General features: G+C 71.8%; 20 protein-coding genes and 1 pseudogene. 10 read left to right on the top strand and 11 right to left on the bottom strand.

All coding sequences use genetic code 11. From position 1 onward, the window contains the following. The 3 genes and pseudogenes from DQW85_RS06010 to DQW85_RS06000 form a co-directional block, all read right to left on the bottom strand. Positions 1 to 299 (bottom strand): annotated as a pseudogene (locus tag DQW85_RS06010) (hypothetical protein); the annotation flags it as partial. 9 nt (positions 300 to 308) lie between these two features. Beyond that, entirely contained in the window at positions 309 to 1430 is a 1122-nt protein-coding gene (locus DQW85_RS06005) for a glycosyltransferase (RefSeq protein ID WP_240196955.1), read from the bottom strand. Positions 1431 to 1439: 9 nt separating this feature from the next. Beyond that, positions 1440 to 2657: an FAD-dependent monooxygenase gene (locus tag DQW85_RS06000; protein ID WP_113699409.1), complete on the bottom strand. Its 1218-nt coding sequence runs from the start codon at positions 2655 to 2657 to the stop codon at positions 1440 to 1442. A gap of 94 nt (positions 2658 to 2751) precedes the next feature. Here DQW85_RS06000 and DQW85_RS05995 point away from each other — a divergent pair, with 94 nt between their 5' ends. Further along, positions 2752 to 3288 (top strand): TetR/AcrR family transcriptional regulator, encoded by a 537-nt coding sequence (locus tag DQW85_RS05995; protein ID WP_113699408.1) that lies wholly within the window; start codon positions 2752 to 2754, stop codon positions 3286 to 3288. Between the two features lie 9 nt (positions 3289 to 3297). Here the strand turns inward: DQW85_RS05995 and DQW85_RS05990 are convergent, their stop codons facing one another. Continuing rightward, positions 3298 to 3753 (bottom strand): GyrI-like domain-containing protein, encoded by a 456-nt coding sequence (locus DQW85_RS05990; RefSeq protein WP_113699407.1) that lies wholly within the window; start codon positions 3751 to 3753, stop codon positions 3298 to 3300. A gap of 98 nt (positions 3754 to 3851) precedes the next feature. Here DQW85_RS05990 and DQW85_RS05985 point away from each other — a divergent pair, with 98 nt between their 5' ends. Further along, positions 3852 to 5291 (top strand): GuaB1 family IMP dehydrogenase-related protein, encoded by a 1440-nt coding sequence (locus DQW85_RS05985; RefSeq protein WP_113699406.1) that lies wholly within the window; start codon positions 3852 to 3854, stop codon positions 5289 to 5291. Positions 5292 to 5312: 21 nt separating this feature from the next. On the opposite strand, the gene DQW85_RS05980 is transcribed toward DQW85_RS05985, so the two are convergent. Beyond that, positions 5313 to 6068 (bottom strand): SDR family NAD(P)-dependent oxidoreductase, encoded by a 756-nt coding sequence (locus DQW85_RS05980; protein WP_113699405.1) that lies wholly within the window; start codon positions 6066 to 6068, stop codon positions 5313 to 5315. A 67-nt stretch (positions 6069 to 6135) separates the two neighbouring features. Between DQW85_RS05980 and DQW85_RS05975 the strand changes: the two genes are divergently transcribed. Beyond that, positions 6136 to 6510 (top strand): FKBP-type peptidyl-prolyl cis-trans isomerase, encoded by a 375-nt coding sequence (locus DQW85_RS05975; RefSeq protein ID WP_113699404.1) that lies wholly within the window; start codon positions 6136 to 6138, stop codon positions 6508 to 6510. A gap of 72 nt (positions 6511 to 6582) precedes the next feature. Further along, positions 6583 to 8109 carry an ATP-dependent DNA ligase gene (locus tag DQW85_RS05970; protein WP_113699403.1) on the top strand — a complete coding sequence of 509 codons (1527 nt, stop codon included), beginning with the start codon at positions 6583 to 6585 and terminating at the stop codon, positions 8107 to 8109. A gap of 24 nt (positions 8110 to 8133) precedes the next feature. On the opposite strand, the gene DQW85_RS05965 is transcribed toward DQW85_RS05970, so the two are convergent. Beyond that, positions 8134 to 8724: a DUF1707 and DUF4870 domain-containing protein gene (locus DQW85_RS05965; protein WP_240196954.1), complete on the bottom strand. Its 591-nt coding sequence runs from the start codon at positions 8722 to 8724 to the stop codon at positions 8134 to 8136. A 134-nt stretch (positions 8725 to 8858) separates the two neighbouring features. Between DQW85_RS05965 and DQW85_RS05960 the strand changes: the two genes are divergently transcribed. The 5 genes from DQW85_RS05960 (at position 8859) to DQW85_RS05940 (ending at position 13477) form a co-directional block, all read left to right on the top strand. Continuing rightward, positions 8859 to 9203 (top strand): hypothetical protein, encoded by a 345-nt coding sequence (locus DQW85_RS05960; RefSeq protein ID WP_113699401.1) that lies wholly within the window; start codon positions 8859 to 8861, stop codon positions 9201 to 9203. A gap of 415 nt (positions 9204 to 9618) precedes the next feature. Further along, complete coding sequence (locus tag DQW85_RS05955) at positions 9619 to 10563, top strand: threonine ammonia-lyase (protein ID WP_162794766.1); 945 nt, start codon at positions 9619 to 9621, stop codon at positions 10561 to 10563. Beyond that, a complete protein-coding gene (locus DQW85_RS05950; RefSeq protein ID WP_113699399.1) occupies positions 10556 to 11506 on the top strand; it encodes a D-alanine--D-alanine ligase family protein in 951 nt (316 codons plus the stop codon). Before DQW85_RS05955 ends, DQW85_RS05950 begins: the two co-directional genes overlap by 8 nt. Before the next feature lie 5 nt (positions 11507 to 11511). Beyond that, positions 11512 to 12882 carry a UDP-N-acetylmuramoyl-tripeptide--D-alanyl-D-alanine ligase gene (locus DQW85_RS05945; RefSeq protein WP_240196956.1) on the top strand — a complete coding sequence of 457 codons (1371 nt, stop codon included), beginning with the start codon at positions 11512 to 11514 and terminating at the stop codon, positions 12880 to 12882. Positions 12883 to 13027: 145 nt separating this feature from the next. Then, complete coding sequence (locus DQW85_RS05940; protein WP_113699397.1) at positions 13028 to 13477, top strand: GNAT family N-acetyltransferase; 450 nt, start codon at positions 13028 to 13030, stop codon at positions 13475 to 13477. Positions 13478 to 13496: 19 nt separating this feature from the next. On the opposite strand, the gene DQW85_RS47565 is transcribed toward DQW85_RS05940, so the two are convergent. Then, positions 13497 to 14963: an HD domain-containing phosphohydrolase gene (locus DQW85_RS47565; protein ID WP_162794765.1), complete on the bottom strand. Its 1467-nt coding sequence runs from the start codon at positions 14961 to 14963 to the stop codon at positions 13497 to 13499. 243 nt (positions 14964 to 15206) lie between these two features. Between DQW85_RS47565 and DQW85_RS05930 the strand changes: the two genes are divergently transcribed. Continuing rightward, positions 15207 to 15626, top strand: a complete 420-nt coding sequence (locus DQW85_RS05930; protein ID WP_162794764.1) for a nuclear transport factor 2 family protein — start codon at positions 15207 to 15209, stop codon at positions 15624 to 15626. A 367-nt stretch (positions 15627 to 15993) separates the two neighbouring features. On the opposite strand, the gene DQW85_RS44200 is transcribed toward DQW85_RS05930, so the two are convergent. From DQW85_RS44200 to DQW85_RS05915, 4 genes are all read right to left on the bottom strand, one after another. Beyond that, complete coding sequence (locus tag DQW85_RS44200) at positions 15994 to 16167, bottom strand: hypothetical protein (protein WP_162794762.1); 174 nt, start codon at positions 16165 to 16167, stop codon at positions 15994 to 15996. Positions 16168 to 16384: 217 nt separating this feature from the next. After that, complete coding sequence (locus tag DQW85_RS05925; RefSeq protein ID WP_113699394.1) at positions 16385 to 16687, bottom strand: hypothetical protein; 303 nt, start codon at positions 16685 to 16687, stop codon at positions 16385 to 16387. Then, on the bottom strand, positions 16653 to 17582 hold the full coding sequence (locus tag DQW85_RS05920) for an ABC transporter permease (RefSeq protein WP_113699393.1): 930 nt from the start codon (positions 17580 to 17582) through the stop codon (positions 16653 to 16655). Before DQW85_RS05920 ends, DQW85_RS05925 begins: the two co-directional genes overlap by 35 nt. A gap of 12 nt (positions 17583 to 17594) precedes the next feature. Beyond that, positions 17595 to 19163 (bottom strand): peptide ABC transporter substrate-binding protein (locus DQW85_RS05915; RefSeq protein ID WP_162794763.1); only part of this gene is annotated, 1569 nt, incomplete at its 5' end.

The raw sequence follows: 19163 nt of genomic DNA, 5'->3' as shown, positions 1-19163 counted from the left end.
CGCTGCCTGGGCCCGGCCTTGCCGGGGGCGCCGTGGCCGCGCAGGTCGGCGGTGATGCCGACCGCGCCCCTGCCCGCGTCCTCGCAGAGCACCCGGATCAGCGGCACGAGCACGCTCTCGGTGCGGGCGGGCAGCCGCCACTTGCGCCTGCGGACCACCGCGTCGTGCCGGGCGAGACTGGCCAGCAGCGCCGCCCACTCCGGCGCGGGCAGCGTGGCAGAGAGCGTGTGCTGCCAGATCAGCGTCTGGTGCAGCGGGTGGAACCCGGCGATGGCCGCCCGCGTCTTCCGCCAGAACATGACGGAACCCTACACAGGGCGATAAACGGCGGCCAGCCTCGCCCGGGACTCCGCCCAGCTGGGAACGCGGGCGCGCGCCCGCGCCGCTGTCTCCCGCGCCGCCGCGGGATACTCCAGCGTGATCCGGATCGCTCGGGCCAGCTCGGCGGGCCGGTCGGGCGTGACCAGCCGCCCGCCGTCCCCCAGGATGTCGCGTACGGCGGGCAGATCGGAGGCCACCACCGGCGTGCCCGCGGCCATCGACTCCAGGATCTTGAGCGGCGCGCAGCCCTGCTCGACGTTGCGGGGGCAGGCGGTGAGCGGCGCGACGGACACCTCCGCGCCCGCCAGCCACCCGGCGACCTCGTGGTGGGGCAGCGTGAAGCGCCACACCACCCGGTCCGCCACCCCGAGGTGCTCCGCCAGGCGCCGGAACGGCCTGGCGCGCCGCTCGGGCACCGACGAGCAGACGACGAGCCGGAGCGCGGTGAGGTCCGCCAGCCGGGCGAACGCGCGCAGCAGCACGTCGACGCCCTGCCAGCGCTGCAGCGCGCCCACGTAGACGATGTAGCGCTCCGGCGCGCCGGCCGGCCTGGCCCGCCCAGGCCCCGGCGGGTCCGCGCCGTTCGGCACGAGACTGATCCTCTCCGGGTCCGCGCCCAGCCCGCGCACGGCCTCGCCGATGATCCGCGACGGCACCACGACGGCGTCCGCCCCGGCCAGGCAGCGCCTCTCCAGGTCGCGGAGCTTGGCCACGGTGGCCGGGGCGGTGTGCGGCCAGGTGTGCGGCAGCTCGATCGACGGCAGGCCGTTGACCTCGTAGACCAGCCTGTGCCGGTGGCCGAGCGCGGGCAGCGCGCTCCACGGGTCGCGCACGTGCACCAGTTCCAGGGTGTCCAGGTGGGGCGCGAGGTGACGGGCGACCCAGTGGGAGTACGCCTCGGCCCGGTCGAGCAGGTTGGGGATCCGCTCGCCGAACCTGGCGATCTCGACCGCGCCCTCCCGCTGGTAGGCGGGCAGGCCGCCGCCCCCCAGGACGCCCAGCAGGCCTCCGCCGTACACGTCGAACAGCTCGGCGGCCATGTGGCCGATGTGCACGGCCGAGCCCTTGCTGGAGGGGAAGCGGTCGAAGGCGAAGTAGGCGGCGCGCACGCGCGGAGTCTAGTGACGGACCGTCTCGTACGACGAGTAGTCCTTCAGCGCGACCGAGTCGTGCAGGCGCACGCTCCCGCCGCCGAGTCTGGTCGCGGCCCGGGTGACCGCGGTGGGCAGGTGCTCGATGAGCCGGGCGGTCCGCACCAGGGCCCACAGGTCGAGGCGGCTGCCCGGCACGAGGCGGCGGGCGGCGCTGAGGGCGAACCCGCGGCTGCGCCGCACGTAGTCGCCGATCTCCGCCTCGTAGGCGGGGAAGGCCCGTTCGTGGTCGCCGCCCGCCGCCGCCAGCTCGCCGGCCAGGACGTACGCGCCGACGACGGCCAGGCTGGTGCTGCCTCCCACGGCGGGGCCCGGGCAGTAACCGGCGTCGCCGACGAGGCTCACGCGCCCGCGCGACCAGGTGTCGAGGCGGAGCTGGGTGATCGAGTCGAAGTAGAACGCGGAGGCGCGGTCGAGCCCGTCCATCAGGCGCGGCACCTCCCAGCCGACGCCCGCGAACCGCTCCCGCAGCAGCTCCTTCTGGCGCGCGGTGTCGCGGTGGTGGTAGTCGAGCGGCTCGGCGGTCCTGAACAGGAACACCGCCCGCGCCTCGTCCAGCCGCGCCGCGCCGTACATACCGGCCATCCTGCCGACGCCGACGATGCCCTCCATGCGGCCGTCGAGGCCCAGGTGATTGGGCACGGAGGCGACGGCCAGGTAGGCGCCGATCCAGGCGGAGTGGCCCGACTCGGCGCCGAAGACGAGGCGGCGGACGTTGGAGTGGAGGCCGTCGGCGCCGATCACCAGGTCGAACCGCTCGGCGTCGCCGCTGTCGAACACCACCTCGCCGTCCGCGCCGATCGAGGCGATGGAGTCGCCGAAGACGTAGCGGACGTCGTCGCGGGTGGCGTCGTGGAGGATCTCGCTCAGGTCGTCGCGCATGATCTCGACGTGCCGGTCGGACACCGCGGCCACGATCTTGCGGATCTCCAGCTCGACCGGCCGGTCACGGCCCTCCACGAGCAGGGACAGCGAGTCGGTGCCGGTCTTGCCCGCCACGACCGGGCCGAGCAGGCCCATCTTCTCGACGATGTCCATGGCCGGCCTGAACAGGTCGATCGCGTGGCCGCCGGTCCTGCGCAGCGCCGGGGCGCGCTCCACGACGGTGACGTCGAAGCCGTACCTGGTCAGCCAGTACGCCAGGGTGGGTCCGGCGACGCTGGCGCCGGAGATGAGTACGCGCATGCCTGCCTCCTTACTTACTTAACGGATGGTAAGTCGGCCGCCGGGCGCCGCACAAGGGCTTACTTAACGATAGGTAAGGGATATCCTTGGAGGCATGCCGAGGCCGAGCGACACCAGGGCGCGCATCCAGGCGGTGGCGCGCGAGCTGTTCGTGGCGCAGGGAGTGCGCGACACCAGCCTGCGCCAGATCTCCGACCGCCTCGGCATCACCAAGCCCGCGCTCTACTACCACTTCGCCTCACGCGAGGACCTGGTGCGCAGCATCGTCCAGCCGCTGGTCGACGAGATGGAAAGGTTCGTGGCCACGCGGGAGCCGGGCGACGCGCGGCGGCTGCTGGAAGACTACTTCGAGCTGATCTGGCGGCACCGCGAGGTGATCGTCATGGTGGTGCGCGACCTGTCGACGCTGGCCGACCTGGACCTCGCGGAGCGGATGTTCGACTGGCGGCGGCGGTTGATCGCGCTGCTGCTGGGCCCGCGGATCACCCCCGCCGATCACGTTCGGGCGACGGTGGCGCTCGGCGGGATGTCGGACTGCTCGGCCGAGTACGCGCACCTGCCGCTGGACGAGGTCAAGGGCCCGGCGGTGGAGGCCGCGGCGGCCGCGCTGGGGCTGGACGCCCCGGCCTGACCCCCTGCCCTACCGGACGGCGATGTAGAGGTCGGCCCCCTCCGGGTGGTGGACCTCCAGGTCCGTGGCGAACGCGCGCGGGGGCGCGCCGCCGGACTCCGTGTGCTTCCACACCTGCTGCCAGGCTTCCACGATCGCCTGCGGCATCGGGCCGCGGGCCGCCACCTTCAGCGCCTTCGCCGCGGGCACGCGGACCGCCACCATGCCCTCCGGCAGGCGCGGCGCCGTCCGCACGCCGATGCCCACGACCTGCGTGTAGGCGCCGTGGTGGTCGGCCTCGTAGTCGGTGATCACCGCGTACAGGTGCTCGTCGATCCGGCCGGGCACGTGCGCGAACGCCCCCGGGGCGCCCGCCCGCCGCCACAACCCGGGCAGCCTGGCCCGGGCGGGGTCCATCTCCTCGGCGTTGGCGGTGCGTACGACGAAACCGACGACGATCAGCTCATCGCGGTCCACGATCTCCACATGCCCTCCATCCCCGTCCGACGTCCCCGGCCGATCATAAGCCCCCAAGTATGGGGGAAACTCAACGATGAGCCTGTCACTACATAAGATGGACGAACGTGAAGTTTCTTAACGGCCTGAAGCCGCAGCACGACCTGACCTACAGCGACGTGTTCATGGTGCCGTCGCGCTCCTCGGTCGGTTCCCGGCTCGCGGTCGATCTGTCGACGCGCGACGGCACGGGCACCACCATCCCCGTCGTGGTGGCGAACATGACCGCCGTCGCGGGCCGCCGGATGGCCGAGACGGTGGCCCGCCGGGGCGGGATCGCGGTGATCCCGCAGGACATCCCCATCGACGTCGTGACCGACGTCGTCGAATGGGTCAAGAAGCGCGACCTCGTGCACGACACGCCGCTGACGCTGACACCGCACGACACGGTCGGCGAGGCTCTGCAACTCCTGCCCAAGCGCGCCCACGGGGCCGTCATCGTGGTCGACTGGGACAACCGCCCGGTCGGCGTGGTGACCGAGGCCGACTGTCAGGGCGTCGACATGTACACACAGCTCTCGCAGGTGATGTCGAGCGAGCTGCTGACGCTGCCCGCGGGGCTGGAGCCGCGCACGGCCTTCGACCGGCTGCACGAGGGCCGCCACCGCCTGGCGCCGATCGTCGACGGCGACGGCCGCCTGGTCGGCATCCTCACCCGGACGGGCGCGCTCCGGGCCACGCTCTACAAGCCCGCGCTCGACGCCGCGGGCAGGCTCCGCGTCGCCGCCGCCGTCGGCGTGAACGGCGACGTCGCCGCCAAGGCCAAGGAACTGCTGGACGCCGGGATCGACTGCCTCGTCGTGGACACCGCCCACGGCCACCAGGACAAGATGATCACCGCGCTGCGGGCCGTGCGGGGGCTCGACCCGGCCGTGCCCGTCGCCGCCGGCAACGTCGTGACGGCGGAGGGCGTTCGCGACCTGGTCGACGCGGGCGCCGACATCCTCAAGGTGGGCGTCGGGCCGGGCGCCATGTGCACCACGCGGATGATGACGGGCGTGGGCCGGCCGCAGTTCTCGGCCGTGCTCGAATGCTCCACCGAGGCCCGGCGCCTCGGGCGGCACGTGTGGGCCGACGGCGGCGTGCGTCACCCGCGCGACGTGGCCCTGGCCCTGGCGGCCGGGGCGGCCAACGTCATGATCGGGTCGTGGTTCGCGGGCACGTACGAGTCACCGGGCGACACGCGCACCGACGCCGACGGCCGCCGCTACAAGGAGAACTTCGGCATGGCCTCGGCCCGCGCCGTTCGGCTGCGCACGGCCGAGGACAGCGCGTTCGAGCGGGCCAGGAAGGCGCTGTTCGAGGAGGGCATCTCGACCTCGCGCATGTACCTGGACCCGCGCCGGCCGAGCGTGGAGGACCAGATCGACGCCATCGTGGCGGGGCTGCGGTCGTCGTGCACGTACGCCGGGGCGGCCACCCTGGAGGAGTTCCACGAGCGGGCCGTGGTGGGCATCCAGAGCTCGTCCGGCTACGCGGAGGGCATGCCCCTGCACCAGAGCTGGTGACGTTCGCGTGTGTTCAGGTGTTCACGTGCGGCGCCAGCCGCCGGCGGCGTGGATGCCGCCGTCGACGTGCACCGTGGTGCCGGTGACGAAACGCGCCAGGTCTCCGGCCAGGAACAGCGCCACCGCCGCCGCGTCGGACGGCTCCCCCAGGCGCCCGAGCGGCGGCAGCCGTGCGGGCTCGTACGGCAGCGAACCCTCCGGCGCCACCTCCCGCATCTCCAGCTCCCCCTCGGTGGGCAGGGCGTCCGGGGCGATGGCGTTGACCCTGATGCCGCGCGGCGCGAGCTCAAGCGCCAGCGACCTGGTCAGGCTCTCCAGGGCGGCCTTCATCGCGGCGTACACCGCGAAACCGGGCGCCGCCTGGTGAGCCTCGCCGGAGGTGACGTTGACGATCGACGCGCCCTCGCCCATCAGGGGCAGCAGCCGCCGGATCATGCCGGTCGCCTGGGTGAAGTTCTCCTCGACCAGGGTGCGCTCACCGCGTACGGACGTGTCGGCGAACGCGGCGTGGAACGTGCCGCCCGCGTTGTTGACCAGCACGTCGACCCGCCCCCACCGCTCTTCGACGGCCCGCGCGAACACGTCCACGGCCACCGGGTCGCGCACGTCCAGCGTCATCGCCAGCTCGCCCTCGGGACGGTCGCGATCGCAGACCGCCACATGTGCCCCGAACACCGCGAACGCGTCGGCGATCGCGCGCCCGAGACCCCGCGCCGCGCCGGTGATCACGGCGACGCGCCCGGTGAGCAGGATCCCATCGGGAGAAAGGGCGGCCATGGACGACGACCATATCCCGACCGCATAGAGTCGTCGGGTTCATTGTCATCGTCAACAGGAGCGTTTCGTGGCACTCGAGAAGCCGGAAATCGACTTTCCGGAGGGGAACCCGCCCGCCGATCTGGAGATCGTCGACATCGTCGAGGGCGACGGCCCGGAGGCCAAGGCCGGCCAGAACGTCAGCGTCCACTACGTGGGCGTCGCGTTCTCGACCGGCGAGGAGTTCGACGCGTCGTGGAACCGCGGCCAGGCGTTCGAGTTCCCGCTGGGTGGCGGCCGCGTCATCGCCGGCTGGGACCGGGGCGTCGCGGGCATGAAGGTGGGCGGCCGCCGCAAGCTGGTCATCCCGCCCCACCTGGGCTACGGCAACAGCGGCGCCGGCAACGTCATCAAGCCGGGCGAGACGCTGATCTTCGTCGTGGACCTGCTGGGCGTTCGCTAGCCCGGGTGCCCGAAGTCCCAATATGACCCTCCAGGTGGGGAAATGTCGGCTGCTTGGGGCACCATAGGCGTTGTGCTACTGATCGAGGTGGTCCGGGTTTCGGAGGCGGTGACGCGGACGTCCGCCCGCCTGGGCAAGATCGGCCACCTGGCCGAGTTGCTCGGCCGGGTGGGCCCCGGCGAGGCGGAGATCGCGATCGCGTACCTCTCCGGCGAGCTGCCGCAACGCCAGATCGGCGTGGGCTGGCGCACCCTCCAGGACCCGCCGCAGCCCCGGCTGGCGGCCACCGCCACGCTGGCCGAGGTCGACGCGCGGCTGACCGCGATCAAGGCCGTCTCCGGGCAGGGCTCGCAGGCGGCGCGCAAGTCCCTGGTGGGCGAGCTGTTCGCCGCGCTGACCAGCCAGGAACAGGCGTTCATGCTGCGGCTGCTCAGCGGGGAGCTGCGGCAGGGCGCGCTCGACGGCGTGATGATCGAGGCGGTCGCCAAGGCGTCAGGGGCTCCGGCGGCGGACGTGCGGCGGGCGCTGACGCTGCGCGGCTGGCTCCCCGCGGTGGGCGCGGCGGCGCTGACCGGCGGCGTTACGGCCCTGCGCGAGTTCAAGCTGGAGGTGGGGCGGGCGGTGTCGCCCATGCTCGCCGGCAGCGCCCCCAACGTCGCCGCCGCCCTCGACAAGGCGGGCGTCCCGGCCGCGCTGGAGTGGAAGCTCGACGGCGTGCGGGTGCAGGCGCACCGCTCCGGCGAGGAGGTCAGGGTGTTCACCCGCACGCTCGACGACATCACCCCGCAGGTGCCGGAGCTGGTCGAGGCCGTGCTCGGCCTGCCGTCGGACGACCTGGTGCTCGACGGCGAGGTGATCGCGCTGCGCCCGGACGGCCGGCCGCACCCGTTCCAGGTGACGGCGAGCCGGGCCACCAGCAAGATCGACGTGGCGAGGCTGCGCGAGGCGACGCCGCTGAGCGTGTTCTTCTTCGACGCGCTGCGCGTGGACGGCGACGACCTGCTCGACCTGCCGTACGAGCGACGGCAGGAGGTGCTCAGGGGCACCGTCCCACCGGCCCTGCTGACGCCCCGCCTGGTCACCGGCGACGCGGCCGAGGCGGAGAAGTTCTTCACCGACGTGGTGCGGGCCGGGCACGAGGGTCTCGTCGTCAAGTCGCTGTCCTCGCCGTACGCCGCCGGGCGCAGGGGCGCCGGGTGGATCAAGGTGAAGCCCAGGCACACGCTCGACCTCGTCGTCCTGGCGGCCGAGTGGGGCCACGGGCGGCGCGAGGGCAAGCTGTCCAACCTCCACCTCGGCGCCCGCGACCCGGAGGGCGGCGGCTTCGTGATGCTGGGCAAGACGTTCAAGGGGCTGACGGACGAGCTGCTGGCCTGGCAGACCGAGCGCTTCCTGGAGCTGGCCGACGGGCCCACCGACTCGTGGACGGTGACGCTCCGGCCGGAACTGGTGGTGGAGATCGCCTTCGACGGGGTGCAGCGCTCGCCCCGCTACCCGGGGGGCATGGCGCTGCGGTTCGCCCGCGTGCTGCGCTACCGCCCGGACAAGCGCCCTGAGGACGCCGACACGGTGGCGACCGTACGCTCCCTGATGCTGTGACCCCGCCGGCCCGCCGTACGGCGGCTACTTGACCATGCGGATGGTCAGCGGGTAGCGGAACTGGTTCTCCGAGAGGGCCGAGATGCCGCCGGCGATCGAGAGCACGAACGCGGCCACCCAGATCACCGGCACCAGCAGGACGCCGATCACCGTGATGGGCAGCAGGAGCGTCGCGCCCAGCACCGTGAGCTGGAAGTTGAGCGCCTCGACCGCGTGGCGGCGGATGTACGGCGAGGTCTTCCCGCCCGTCAGCATCAGGATCAGCGGTCCGGCGATCGGGAAGCCGACGAGGGCCAGCAGGTGGGCGGCGGAGGCGCCGAGGCGCTCGCTGCTGTCCGCCGCCGCCTCCTGGCGCTTCGGCGGAGGGAGCGGCCGGAACGGCACCACCCGCGTGCCGTACAGCTCCGTCATGATGGGCATCAGGTCCCCGTGCGTGCGCGCGGTCATCGCGCGCTCCAGCCGCTCGTCGAACTCGAGCTTGTCGAAGCGGCCTTCGGCATAGGCGGCCTTGACGTGCTCGACCACGTGTTCGCGGTCCTGGTTGGTGACGCGCAGGTGAGCTGGCGGCACCTGTCCCGGGCCCACGGGGTTGGATACCCCAGCCATAGCGGTCATGCCTCTCCTTAGGTTCGGGCAGTCATTCTCATACTGCGCCTTGCCTTGACTTGGTGGCCATCAGGAGAATCCCGGATGTGTCCCCTAGATCAACCCCCGGCGCACACCCGCGTTTGACGGTATAAAAAGGATTCATGAGATGGCGAGACCGCTACGGCATCAGACGTCTACGCGGTCCTAAGATCGCGAAATTCGACCGCGAGGCGACCGACGCCGACATCGAGGCGCTCATCGCCTTCGCCCGGTCACGGCGTGGCGTCGAGTTCTACGTCGAGCCGGAGACGTTCGCCACCGACACGACCGCCGTCGCCATCGCCGACGACGGCGAGTGGACCCGGCGCCGGGTCGGCTCCCCCGCGGTGATCCACAAGGTCGCGCGCGACCTCGCCCTGCCGGTGTACGACGTCCAGCTCACCGGCTACCCCCCGCGGATGCGCGCCTACAACGAACGCCGCCGCCGCGAGAGCGACGGACTCTGATCCGAGAACCGGCCGGCAACCGGACCGGCAGCAGCGAACCCTGGCGCACGGGGGTGTGTCAGGGGTCCTGAACAGCTCAGACGGTCACGCGGCCGGTTCGAGCAGCACGCGGTGCCGACGGCGCGCGGGGCATCGTGGAGTGCGTCGTCACCTCCCGCAGCCGTCACCGGGTCGTCGTGGTCTCGACCAGCGCCGGCTTCCTCCCATGCTTTCGCGGGCCGAGAGCAACTTGGACAGTAAGTGGCCTCCAAACTGAGCAGCCGATCAGCCCATCCTGGCCCGACAAGGCAAGGATCGCGATGCGAGATCAAATCGCGAGGCGAGATCAATGGGAGATCGGCATGGTCGAGATCGGCAACGGATCGGGCCACCGGCGGCCGGCAGGTCGTACCGGGGCACCCCGATGACGGCACCGATGATCGTCAGGGAGGATCTGGACGAGGCGGCCGCCTGGTTGGCGGGGCGGGTGATCCGGACTCCGGTGATCCGGTGCGCGCCGCTCGACGTGCTCGCCGGCGCCAGGCTGTGGCTCAAGGCCGAGAACCTGCAGCGCGGCGGCTCGTACAAGTTCCGCGGCGCCATGCACGCCGTGGGCCGGGCGGCGGAGAGAGGCGCCACGGGCATCGTCACGCAGAGCTCGGGCAACCTCGGAATCGCCGTGGCGATGGCGGCCGCCGAGTTCGGCCTGCCCGCCACCGTTGTGTCCACGACGACCGCCGAGCAGACCAAGATGGACCTGATCAGAGAGCACGGCGCGGAAACGATCCAGGTCACCGGGTTCGCGGAGGAGTGCCGGGCGATCGCCGAGCACGTGCGGGACTCTCGCGGCCACACCTTCGTCGACTCCTACGGCGATCACGACGTCATCACGGGGCTGGGCACCGCGGCACTGGAGCTGATCGAGGACGCGGGCGCGCTTGACGCGCTCATCGTCCCGGTCTCCAGCGCCTGCGGCCTCGCGGGTGCCGTACTGGCGGCCGGCGGCGGGGGCATCTCCGTCTACGGCGCCGAACCCGCCGCCATCGGCGGGCTCGACGCCAGTCTCCTGCTGGGCAAGCCGGCCCGGGTGGAACCGGAGCACACGATCGCCGACGCGCTGGTGACCCGCGGCCCGGGGAGCGTCACGTTCGACCTGGTCAAGGACGCGGTGTCCGGCGCGATCCCGGTCAAGGAGGACGAGATCGCCCGTGCGGTGACGCTGGCGCTGTTCGAGGCCAAGCTCCTGCTCGAACCCGCGGCGGCCGTCGGGCTGGCGGCGGCGCTGGGCGGGCTCGGTAGCGGCCATCAGGACATCGGCATCGTGCTGACCGGCGGCAACGTCTCCCACGCCATGGTGAAGAAGCTGGTCGGCGATGGCTAGACGGATGCGCGTGGCCGTACTCGGAGGCGGGCCGTCGCCTGAGTACGAGGTGTCCTTGCAGTCCGCGCGGGCCGTGCTCGACGCCCTGCCCCGGGATCTGTACGAGCCCATTCCTATCACCATCGGCAAGAACGGCGAGTGGCCGGTGGTGCTGGAGCCCGGCCTGGCCGACGTGGTATTCCCCGTCCTGCACGGGCCGTTCGGCGAGGACGGCGTCATCCAGGGTCACCTGGAGACGCTGGGCATCCCGTACGTGGGCTGCGGTGTCCTGGCCTCGGCCGTGGCCATGGACAAGATCGCGATGCGGCGCGCGTTCCTGGCCGAGGGCATCCCGGTCACACCGCACGTGTGGTTCACCGGGCACCGGTGGCGCACCACCGCCCCCCAGGAACTGGTCGAACCGCTCGACTGGCCGATGTACGTCAAACCGGCCAACCTGGGCTCCTCCATCGGGATCTCGCGCGTCACCTCGTTCGACGAGCTGCGCGCAGGCGTCGAGGGCGCGCTCGCCCACGACCACCACGTCCTCGTCGAGCAGGGCGTGACCGCGCGCGAGCTGCACTGCGGTGTGCTCGGCGGCTACGACGACCCGCTGGCCTCGGTGGTCGGCGAGATCAAGGTGAGCGGCACCTGGCTCGACTACAAGGCCAAATACCTCGTCCCCACCGACAACCGCATCCCCGCCGACCTGCCCGGCAGTGTCACCGAGGACGTGCGTGAGCTGGCGCTGCGCGCCTTCCGCGCGATCGGCGGCTACGGCCTGGCCCGGGTGGACTTCCTCTTCGAGGAGGGCGCCGGACGCCTGAACGTGCTGGAGATCAACACCATGCCCGGCTTCACCAGCGGCTCCGCCTACACCAAGCTCTGGGCCGCCAGCGGTGTCCCCTACCCCGAACTGCTGCGCCGCCTCATCGACCTGGCGCTGGCGCGGAGCAGCCGGTGATCCGCATGACGCTGCGCGAGATCGCGCGGCTACTCGATGCCCGCCTGCACGACGTCCGGGATCAGGACGCGCCGGTGACGGCGCCCTCGGCGGTGGACTCCCGTGAGGTCATGCCCGGCGGTCTGTTCGTGGCCACGGCCGGCAGCCGCGTCGACGGTCATGACTACGCGGCCAAGGCCGTCGCCGACGGTGCCGTCGCCGTCCTGGCCTCCCGGCCCGTCGGCGTGCCCGCCATCGTGGTGGAGGACGTCCAGCAGGCCCTGGGCAGGCTGGCCGGCCACGTGCTCGAACGCATCGACCCGACCGTGATCGGCCTGACCGGCTCGGTGGGCAAGACGACGACCAAGGACCTGCTCGCGCAGGTGCTCGAATCGCACGCGCCGACGATCGCCACGGACAGGTCGTTCAACAACGAACTCGGGCTGCCGCTCACCGTGCTGCGCGCCGACGCCGCGACCCGCTACCTGGTACTGGAGATGGGCGCCAGGCGCCGGGGCGACATCACCTACCTCACCCGGCTCGCGCCGCCACGACTCGGCCTGGTGCTCAATGTCGGCACCGCGCACCTGAACACCATGACGGGCGGGCCGGGGGAAGTCGCGAGCGCCAAGGGGGAACTGGTCGAGGCGCTGCCCACCGACGGGTTCGCGCTCCTGAACGCCGACGACCCTTACGTGGTCGGCATGGTCAGCCGCACCAGAGCCCGGATCATCCTCTACGGAAGATCGGCCGGGGCGCACGTGCGGGCCGGCGACGTGCGCCTGGACGAGCGGGCCCGGGCCTCGTTCGAGCTGGTGACGCCCTCCGGCTCCGCGCGGGTCGGGCTCCGCCTCGTCGGCGAGCACCAGGTGGGCAACGCCCTGGCCGCCGCCGCCGTCGCCGCGACGCTCGGCGTTTCCGCCGGCGAGATCGCCGACAGGCTGAACACGGCCGAGCGACGCTCCACCGGCCGCCTGGAGGTGCTCGACCGACCCGACGGCATCACCGTGATCAACGACGCCTACAACGCCAATCCCGACTCCATGCGGGCCGCGCTGCGTACGTTGAAGGCGCTGGCCGGTGCCCGCCGCACGGTCGCCGTGCTCGGCGCGATGAGGGGGCAGGCGGAGGACTCGCCCGAGAGGCATGCCCAGGTGGGGCGGCTCGCCGCCGAGCTGGGCGTCGATGTGCTGATCGCGGTCGGTCCTGGTGTTTCCGCCGAGATGGCGCGGGCCGCGGAGGCCGCGAAGCAGGGCGTCGCCGTCCACACGGTCGCCGACGCCGACGCGGCGGTCCCTCTCGTCGCCGGGCTGCTCCAGCTCGGGGACGTGGTGCTGGTCAAGGCGTCCAGCGAGGTCGGGCTCATGGCCTGCGCCCGCGAACTGGCCGGCGCCTGATTGGGGCGCCTGATTGGGGCGTCTGATTGGCGTCTGATTGGCGCCTGATCGTGGCGCCGGCCCTTACGATGCCGGGGAACCCCCGCCCCGAAAGCGCCGCCGACGCGAGTCCGACGGCGCGGCCGTGGCTCCCTAGCATGTCGGCATGGTGATTGAAGAACGGTTCGTCAGTGATGGTGATCTCGCCGCGTTGCTCGACGCAGCCTTCGCGGAGCTGGTGACCCGCTACGGTCCTGAGGGGCGTTCGTCGGTCCACGCCGATGCCAGGTTCCTGGTCGCCCTGGTCGGGGGGCGGGCGGTCGGCTGCGGGGCCGTGCAGCCCGTGGACGCCACCACCGGGGAGCTCAAGCGCATGTACGTGGTCCCAGGACATCGGGGACGCGGGATCGCGCGGCGGCTGCTGACGGCCCTGGAGGAGCTGGCTCGGGGTCAGGGCCATCGGTGGCTGCGCCTGGCCACCGGGGAGCGGCAGCCCGAGGCCATCGCGCTGTACGAGCGGTGCGCGTACGAGCCTGTCGAGCGGTTCGGGAAGTACGTGGACGACCCGCTGAGCCGCTGCTACCGCAAGGCACTGGGGCCGAGCGAGCCGAGCTGACCGACGCCGGGTGAGGCGGTCACGGGAGCAGGCCGTGCTCCATCGCGAACACCGCCACCCCGGCGCGGGTCCGGCGGCCGGTCTTGTCGTAGATGTGCGACAGGTGGTGCCCCACGGTCCGGCCCGAGATCGACAGCCGCTCACCGATCTCCCGGTTGCGCAGCCCCCGGGCGGCCAGGCAGAGCACCTCCACCTCACGTTCGGTGAGCCCCGCCGGGAGCACCGAGCGCGGGCGGGGGCGACCGGCCGCCTCGATCACGACCGCGCATGCCTGCCCGTCCAGCGCTCCGCTCCCGGCCTCCCGCGCCAGCAGGTCGGCCGCCGCCTCCACGGTGAACGCGGCGCGGTGAGCCCGCGGCTCGGTGAGCGCGGCGAACACGTCGGCGGCGGCCAGGATCCGAGCCGGCAGGGCCAGGTTGGCCGAGGGGTCTCCACGGTGGTAGCCGCCACCGTCGACCCGTTCATGATGCGCCGACGCGATCGGGGCCAGCGACGCCAGCACCGGCACCCGTTCCAGCACCCGCTGGGTCCAGTAGGTGTGCATCCGTACGCGTTCCATCTCGGCCAGCCCCAGCGGGCCGGGCCGGTCCCAGACGCTGCTGGAGACGCCGACCCGGCCGAGGTCGTGCAGCAGGCCGGCACAGTGGAGTTCGGTCACCGCGTCGGGATCCATGCCCGCGAGTCGTCCCGCGTCCGCGGCCAGCGTGGCGACGTGCTCGCTGTGCCCGAGCAGCCACTGGCTCTTCAGGTCCACCACCCTGGCCAGCACGGCGCACAGTCGCGGCACCGAACCGAACGGGACGGTGACGTGCGGGGCCGGCTCGACGTCCAGCACCATCGCGATCGCGTCCGGGTGCTCCAGCGACGCCAGCGCGACATCCGGAGCCGCGAGGAAGGCCTTGGCAAGTTCGGGGTCCAGATGGCCACCGCTGCGCCGGCGGACCTCGGCGACCGCGGCCGGCACGCCTCCCACGGCGTGCGCGAGCACGGCCTGCTCGGCGACATGGACGATCCGCGCGGCCAGCGACAGTTGCGCTCCCCGACGGCCGTCGGGGATGCCGCATCCGTCCCAGCGCTCGTACACGTCGTCCAGGGCCTCGATCGACTCCGGTCGCAGGCCCAGCCCGGCGCCCAGCGCGCGGCTGGTCTCGCAGCCGTTGCGCATCGCCTCCACCCCGACGGTCGGGAACACCTCGACCAGGGTCCGGGCCAGACCGGGGCTCTCGTCGCCCGCCCAGTCGCCGAAGGTCCGGAGCTGGGTGGCGAACACCTTCTCGTCGCCAGTGTCGAGCGTCTTCAGTGCGGCCTGGAACGCGACGTCATCCCTGAAGATCGCCGCGAGCTCGGGTGCGTAGGAGGTGCAGCCGACCGAACGCAGCATCGCCGTCTCGAAGACCACCCGGCAGGACAGCGGGTCGCCACCGAGCAACGCGCCCGCGAGCTTGGTCGCGACCGCGGACGTGCGCAGCCCCTTCTCGAACGGCATGCCCGCTGCCAGATCGGTAGTAAGGGATAACGCTGCCAGAACCTCCGTTACCCGGATCTTCTGCACGGCCAAAACAGTAGCACCCATCAACTCGGCCCCTCAGGCGCTTTGTCGCCCTCGAAAGCGGCCCCGTTCACGCTGCTGAACGTGGTCTGCAGATAGGTCGGTCAACCGATGTCCGCCCTGCCACTCGTCCCTGAGCATTGGTGCAGGCAGCTCCAGAGACGGAAGGACGGAGCAGGAATGGGCGCGAGCCAGATTACGAACCTGCAGGAGACGAAGAACCGGACCGTAGTGGCCGGGATGTACAGCGATCTGGCACTTGGGCACGCTGAAGCGGTCCTCCTGACCCTGAGTCACGACATCGAGTGGGTTGTGACGGCCGGCTTCCCGTACGGAGGCACGTATGTCGGCCGTGACGCGGTGTTGACCAATGTCTTCTCCCGGTTCGAGAGCGACTGGGAGGACTTCGGGGTCGTTCCCGACGAAATCCTGGCCGTGGGAGACCAGGTGATCGCCCTGGGGCACTATCAGGGGCGGCGTCGCGAGACCGGCAAGTCGATGAAGGCACGCTTCGCTCACGTGTGGCGTTTTGAGGACAGCGTCCCGATCACGTTCGAGACGATCGCGGACACCCGCACCATGTTCGCCACCATGTCGTAACCGCGTACGCACCCGGGAACCGGACCACCCCCTGAGGGACCGCAGACGAACGGACCCCACCCCCCAGGGGCCACCGACGACAGGACCCCCGCTACCCGAGGGGCCGCAAGCCACAGGGCCCCGGCAATCGGGCAGCCTCGCAGACGACGGGGCCTGCCCTGCCCCGTACGGCCCCGCGCCTCCGTGACCTCGCCCAGCGACCGCACCCTGTCGAGCCCGGCGAGCACCTCGTAGGCGGCCGCCCGGACGGCGGGCTTCACCGGCATGTCGCGCAGTATCCCGGAGGTCACCTGATAGAGCCAGGAGTCGGCGTCCTTCAGTTTGCCGGACTCGGTCCCGTACCCCTCGCACCCCTCGAGGAGCGACGTCACGAGGGACGGCCCTGGTCGCCCACCACCCCCTGGATGTAGAGAGTCCCCATGCGCTTGAGCTCGCGCCATACCGCCACCCGCGCCCGCGAGGTGGTGGAGGAGACGCGGTAGACGAGCTGGATGATGCTCGGCGGGGTGCTGCTCGCGTTCTTCGCCGTCAGTCTCGTCATCGACGTCAGGAGGTAGGCATTCGCGCACCCGGGAAGGGCGCCGCGTCCACGGACGCGGCGCCTGCCGGCGTTCCCACCCGAGCGGCAACGTGCTACCTGTCCGCCGTGTGGAAGGTGACCGGCCAGCCGACCGCGACGACCTCAGAGAGCGGCCGGCCGGTGAGGCTCATCCCCATGCACAACCGGCGAAGGACGTACCTGCCCATGGGACCCCGCCTCAGCCGACCTTGACCGCGGCGAGCACCACGCCGCCGAGGAACTCCGGCTTGACGCCGCTGACCCGGGAGGAGTGGGCGAGGCCGCCGACCGGTTGGAACAGCGGCGACAGCGGCAGCCCGTCAGGGTCGCCGTCGGCGAACCAGCCGGCGAACGCCTGCGGCGCCGCCGCCATGGCGCAGACGAGCAGCGCGAACGCGCCCGAGACGGCGAACGCGGGCCGGCGGCGCAGCTCCCGCCAGAGGCCGGAACGGCGGGCCCGGCGCGGTTCAGTCGAGGCGGATGCGAGGGTCGAGGATGCCATAGAGCAGATCCACCATGAGGTTCACCAGCAGGAAGACGAGGACGAGCAGGGTTCCGACGCCCACGACGACCGGCCCGTCGTGCTGCGGGATCGCCGTGAAGATCTGGTAGCCGAGGCCCGGGAGGTTGAAGATGCCTTCGATGAGGACGGTGCCGCTGAGCAGGTAGCCGAGGCTCACGCCGAGCAGCGACACCACGGGGATCAGCGAGTTGCGCAGCACGTGCCTGACCATGACGGCCCGCCTCGGCAGGCCCTTGGCGGTCGCGGTGCCGACGTGGTCGGCGCCCAGGGTCTCCAGCACGCTGCCACGGGTCAGCCTGGCCACCTGCGGCAGGCCGTACAGGGCGAGGACCAGGCCGGGCAGCACGTACGACAGCGGCCAGCCCGCCTCGGTGCCTGAGACGGGCAGCCAGCCGAGGTTGATGCCCAGCACGATCTGCGCGACGTACGCGACGACGAAGAACGGCACCCCCATGACGAGGGTGGTGCCGCCGAGCACGACCGCGTCCGCCAGGCCGCCGCGCCGCATGCCGGCCGCCGCGCCGAGCAGCACCCCGAGGACCGACATGATCAGCCAGGCCGTCACGCCGAGCTGGAAGGTGACGGGCCAGCCGACCGCGACGACCTCCGAGACCGGCCGGCCGGTGAGGCTCATGCCCATGTCGCCGGAGAGCAGGCCCGTGAGGTAGAGGCCGTACTGGACGAGCAGCGGCTCGTCCAGGTGGTGCCGCTCGCGCAGGGCCTGCTCGACTGACGGTGACAGGACCCGGTTGGGGCCGGCCAGCGCCTGGATCGGGTCCCCGGGCAGGGCGTAGACCGCCAGGTAGATGATGAAGGTGGTGCCGAGGAGCACCGGCACCGCCATGAACAGCCGGCGGACGACGTACCTGCCCATGGGACCCCCGCCTCAGCCGACCTTGACCGCGGCGAGCACCACGCCGCCGAGGAACTCCGGCTTCACGCCGCTGACCCGGGAGGAGTGGGCGAGACCGCCGACCGGCTGGAACAGCGGCGACAGCGGCAGCCCGTCAAGGGCGACCTTGGTGGCCTGCTGGGTCAGGCCGAGCGCCTGCTCCTGGCCCGCGCTCGCGGCCTTGTCCAGCAGCGACGCGAACTGGGGGCTGTCGTAGCCGGTCACGTTGGTGCCGGACCCCTTGGTGAACAGCTGGTCGGCCAGGGCGTACAGGTGGGGGTAGCCGGCGCCCATGTAGAGCAGGACGGGGCCGTCGATCTTCTTGGCCGTCAGGTTGGGGTAGAGCTGGTCGACGGGCTGGGCCTGCGTGGTGACGGCCTGGATGCCGAGGTTCGCGCGCAGCTGGTTGGCGACCGCCTCCAGCAGGACGCTGTTCAGCGGGTCCTGGTACGTCCAGAGCTTGAGCGGCCCCTTCCAGCCGCCCGCCTCGGCCAGCAGCGCCTTGGCCCGGGCGGGGTCGTAGGAGCAGGCGGCGCAGTCGGCGGCGCCTCCGCCCGGGATGTTCGCCCCGGCCAGGCCTTTGGCGGGCCGGCCGAAACCGCGCAGCAGCGAGGTGACGATGGTGTCGCGATCGACGGCCTGGGAGAACGCCTGGCGCACCCGCAGGTCGGCGAAGCGCTTGTCCCACAGCGGGAAGCCGAGGTAGACCACCGCGGGGAAGGGCACCTGGACCAGCCGGTCCTTGAACCGGGTGGCCGCGTCGGTGAGGTTGTTGCCGCTCACCAGGGTGACATCCAGGCTGCCGGCCTGCAGGTCACGGTAGGCGGCGGCCTCGTCCTGGTAGGACTTGACCTCGATCCGGGCGGCGTTGCCCGGCTGCCCCTGGTAGCCGTCGAACCTGCGCAGCACGACCTTCGTCGCGCCGCTCACCATGCCCTCGCCCTCCATCTGGTACGGGCCGTTGCCGATCGGCTTGCGGTCGAAGCCGTCCAGATCGGCCAGGCCCGCCTTGGGCATCGGCGCGAATGTCGACTGGGCCAGCACGTACGGCAGCAGCGACAGCGGCTTGACGAGGGTGATCCGCAACGTGGCCTGGTCGACCACCTCGACCCCGGACAGCGTCTTCTTCGACGGCTTGCCCTTGGCCGGGTTGAGATCGGCGTACCCCTTGAAGCTCGCGAACATGAAGTTGTTGGTGAAGGCGTTGGGGCCGTAGGCGGTGGCGTTCCAGGAGTCGGCGAACGACTGCGCGGTCACCTGCTCACCGTTGTGGAACTTCCAGCCCTGCTTCAGCTTGATCGTCCAGGTGGTGTTGTCAGGCGACTCGATCGACTCGGCCAGGGCGTTGACGGCCTTGCCCGTCGCCGTGTCGACACTCGTCAACGGCGTGAACAGGCTGTAGTCGATGTTGCTGCCGCCCGACTTGCCGGGCGTGAAGTGCGACAGGAAGTACGAGGTCACACCCACCGCGTAGGACTTCTCCACCGCCGGAGCGGTGGAGCCCGCCCCGCCGGCGCAGCCAGCGGCCGACGTGACGGCCAGCGCGCTCGCGACGACGGCTCC

It is taken from the genome of Nonomuraea lactucae, from assembly GCF_003313395.1.
In the GTDB taxonomy this organism is placed as follows: domain Bacteria; phylum Actinomycetota; class Actinomycetes; order Streptosporangiales; family Streptosporangiaceae; genus Nonomuraea; species Nonomuraea lactucae.
The sequence above is the reverse complement of the archived record's forward strand: the minus strand, read 5'-3'. Positions and strand labels throughout refer to the sequence as shown.

Excerpts from the sequence above, each read along its gene's own strand:
- DQW85_RS05940 (WP_113699397.1), top strand. The coding sequence starts at position 13,028 with ATGGTGATTGAAGAACGGTTCGTCAGTGATGGTGATCTCGCCGCGTTG.
- DQW85_RS05930 (WP_162794764.1), top strand. The coding sequence starts at position 15,207 with ATGGGCGCGAGCCAGATTACGAACCTGCAGGAGACGAAGAACCGGACC.
- DQW85_RS05965 (WP_240196954.1), bottom strand. The coding sequence starts at position 8,724 with ATGACCGCTATGGCTGGGGTATCCAACCCCGTGGGCCCGGGACAGGTG.
- DQW85_RS05960 (WP_113699401.1), top strand. The coding sequence starts at position 8,859 with ATGAGATGGCGAGACCGCTACGGCATCAGACGTCTACGCGGTCCTAAG.
- DQW85_RS05945 (WP_240196956.1), top strand. The coding sequence starts at position 11,512 with ATGACGCTGCGCGAGATCGCGCGGCTACTCGATGCCCGCCTGCACGAC.
- DQW85_RS05925 (WP_113699394.1), bottom strand. The coding sequence starts at position 16,687 with ATGGCATCCTCGACCCTCGCATCCGCCTCGACTGAACCGCGCCGGGCC.
- DQW85_RS06000 (WP_113699409.1), bottom strand. The coding sequence starts at position 2,657 with ATGCGCGTACTCATCTCCGGCGCCAGCGTCGCCGGACCCACCCTGGCG.
- DQW85_RS05980 (WP_113699405.1), bottom strand. The coding sequence starts at position 6,068 with ATGGCCGCCCTTTCTCCCGATGGGATCCTGCTCACCGGGCGCGTCGCC.
- DQW85_RS05920 (WP_113699393.1), bottom strand. The coding sequence starts at position 17,582 with ATGGGCAGGTACGTCGTCCGCCGGCTGTTCATGGCGGTGCCGGTGCTC.
- DQW85_RS05955 (WP_162794766.1), top strand. The coding sequence starts at position 9,619 with ATGATCGTCAGGGAGGATCTGGACGAGGCGGCCGCCTGGTTGGCGGGG.
- DQW85_RS05995 (WP_113699408.1), top strand. The coding sequence starts at position 2,752 with ATGCCGAGGCCGAGCGACACCAGGGCGCGCATCCAGGCGGTGGCGCGC.
- DQW85_RS47565 (WP_162794765.1), bottom strand. The coding sequence starts at position 14,963 with ATGCCGTTCGAGAAGGGGCTGCGCACGTCCGCGGTCGCGACCAAGCTC.
- DQW85_RS44200 (WP_162794762.1), bottom strand. The coding sequence starts at position 16,167 with ATGACGAGACTGACGGCGAAGAACGCGAGCAGCACCCCGCCGAGCATC.
- DQW85_RS05950 (WP_113699399.1), top strand. The coding sequence starts at position 10,556 with ATGGCTAGACGGATGCGCGTGGCCGTACTCGGAGGCGGGCCGTCGCCT.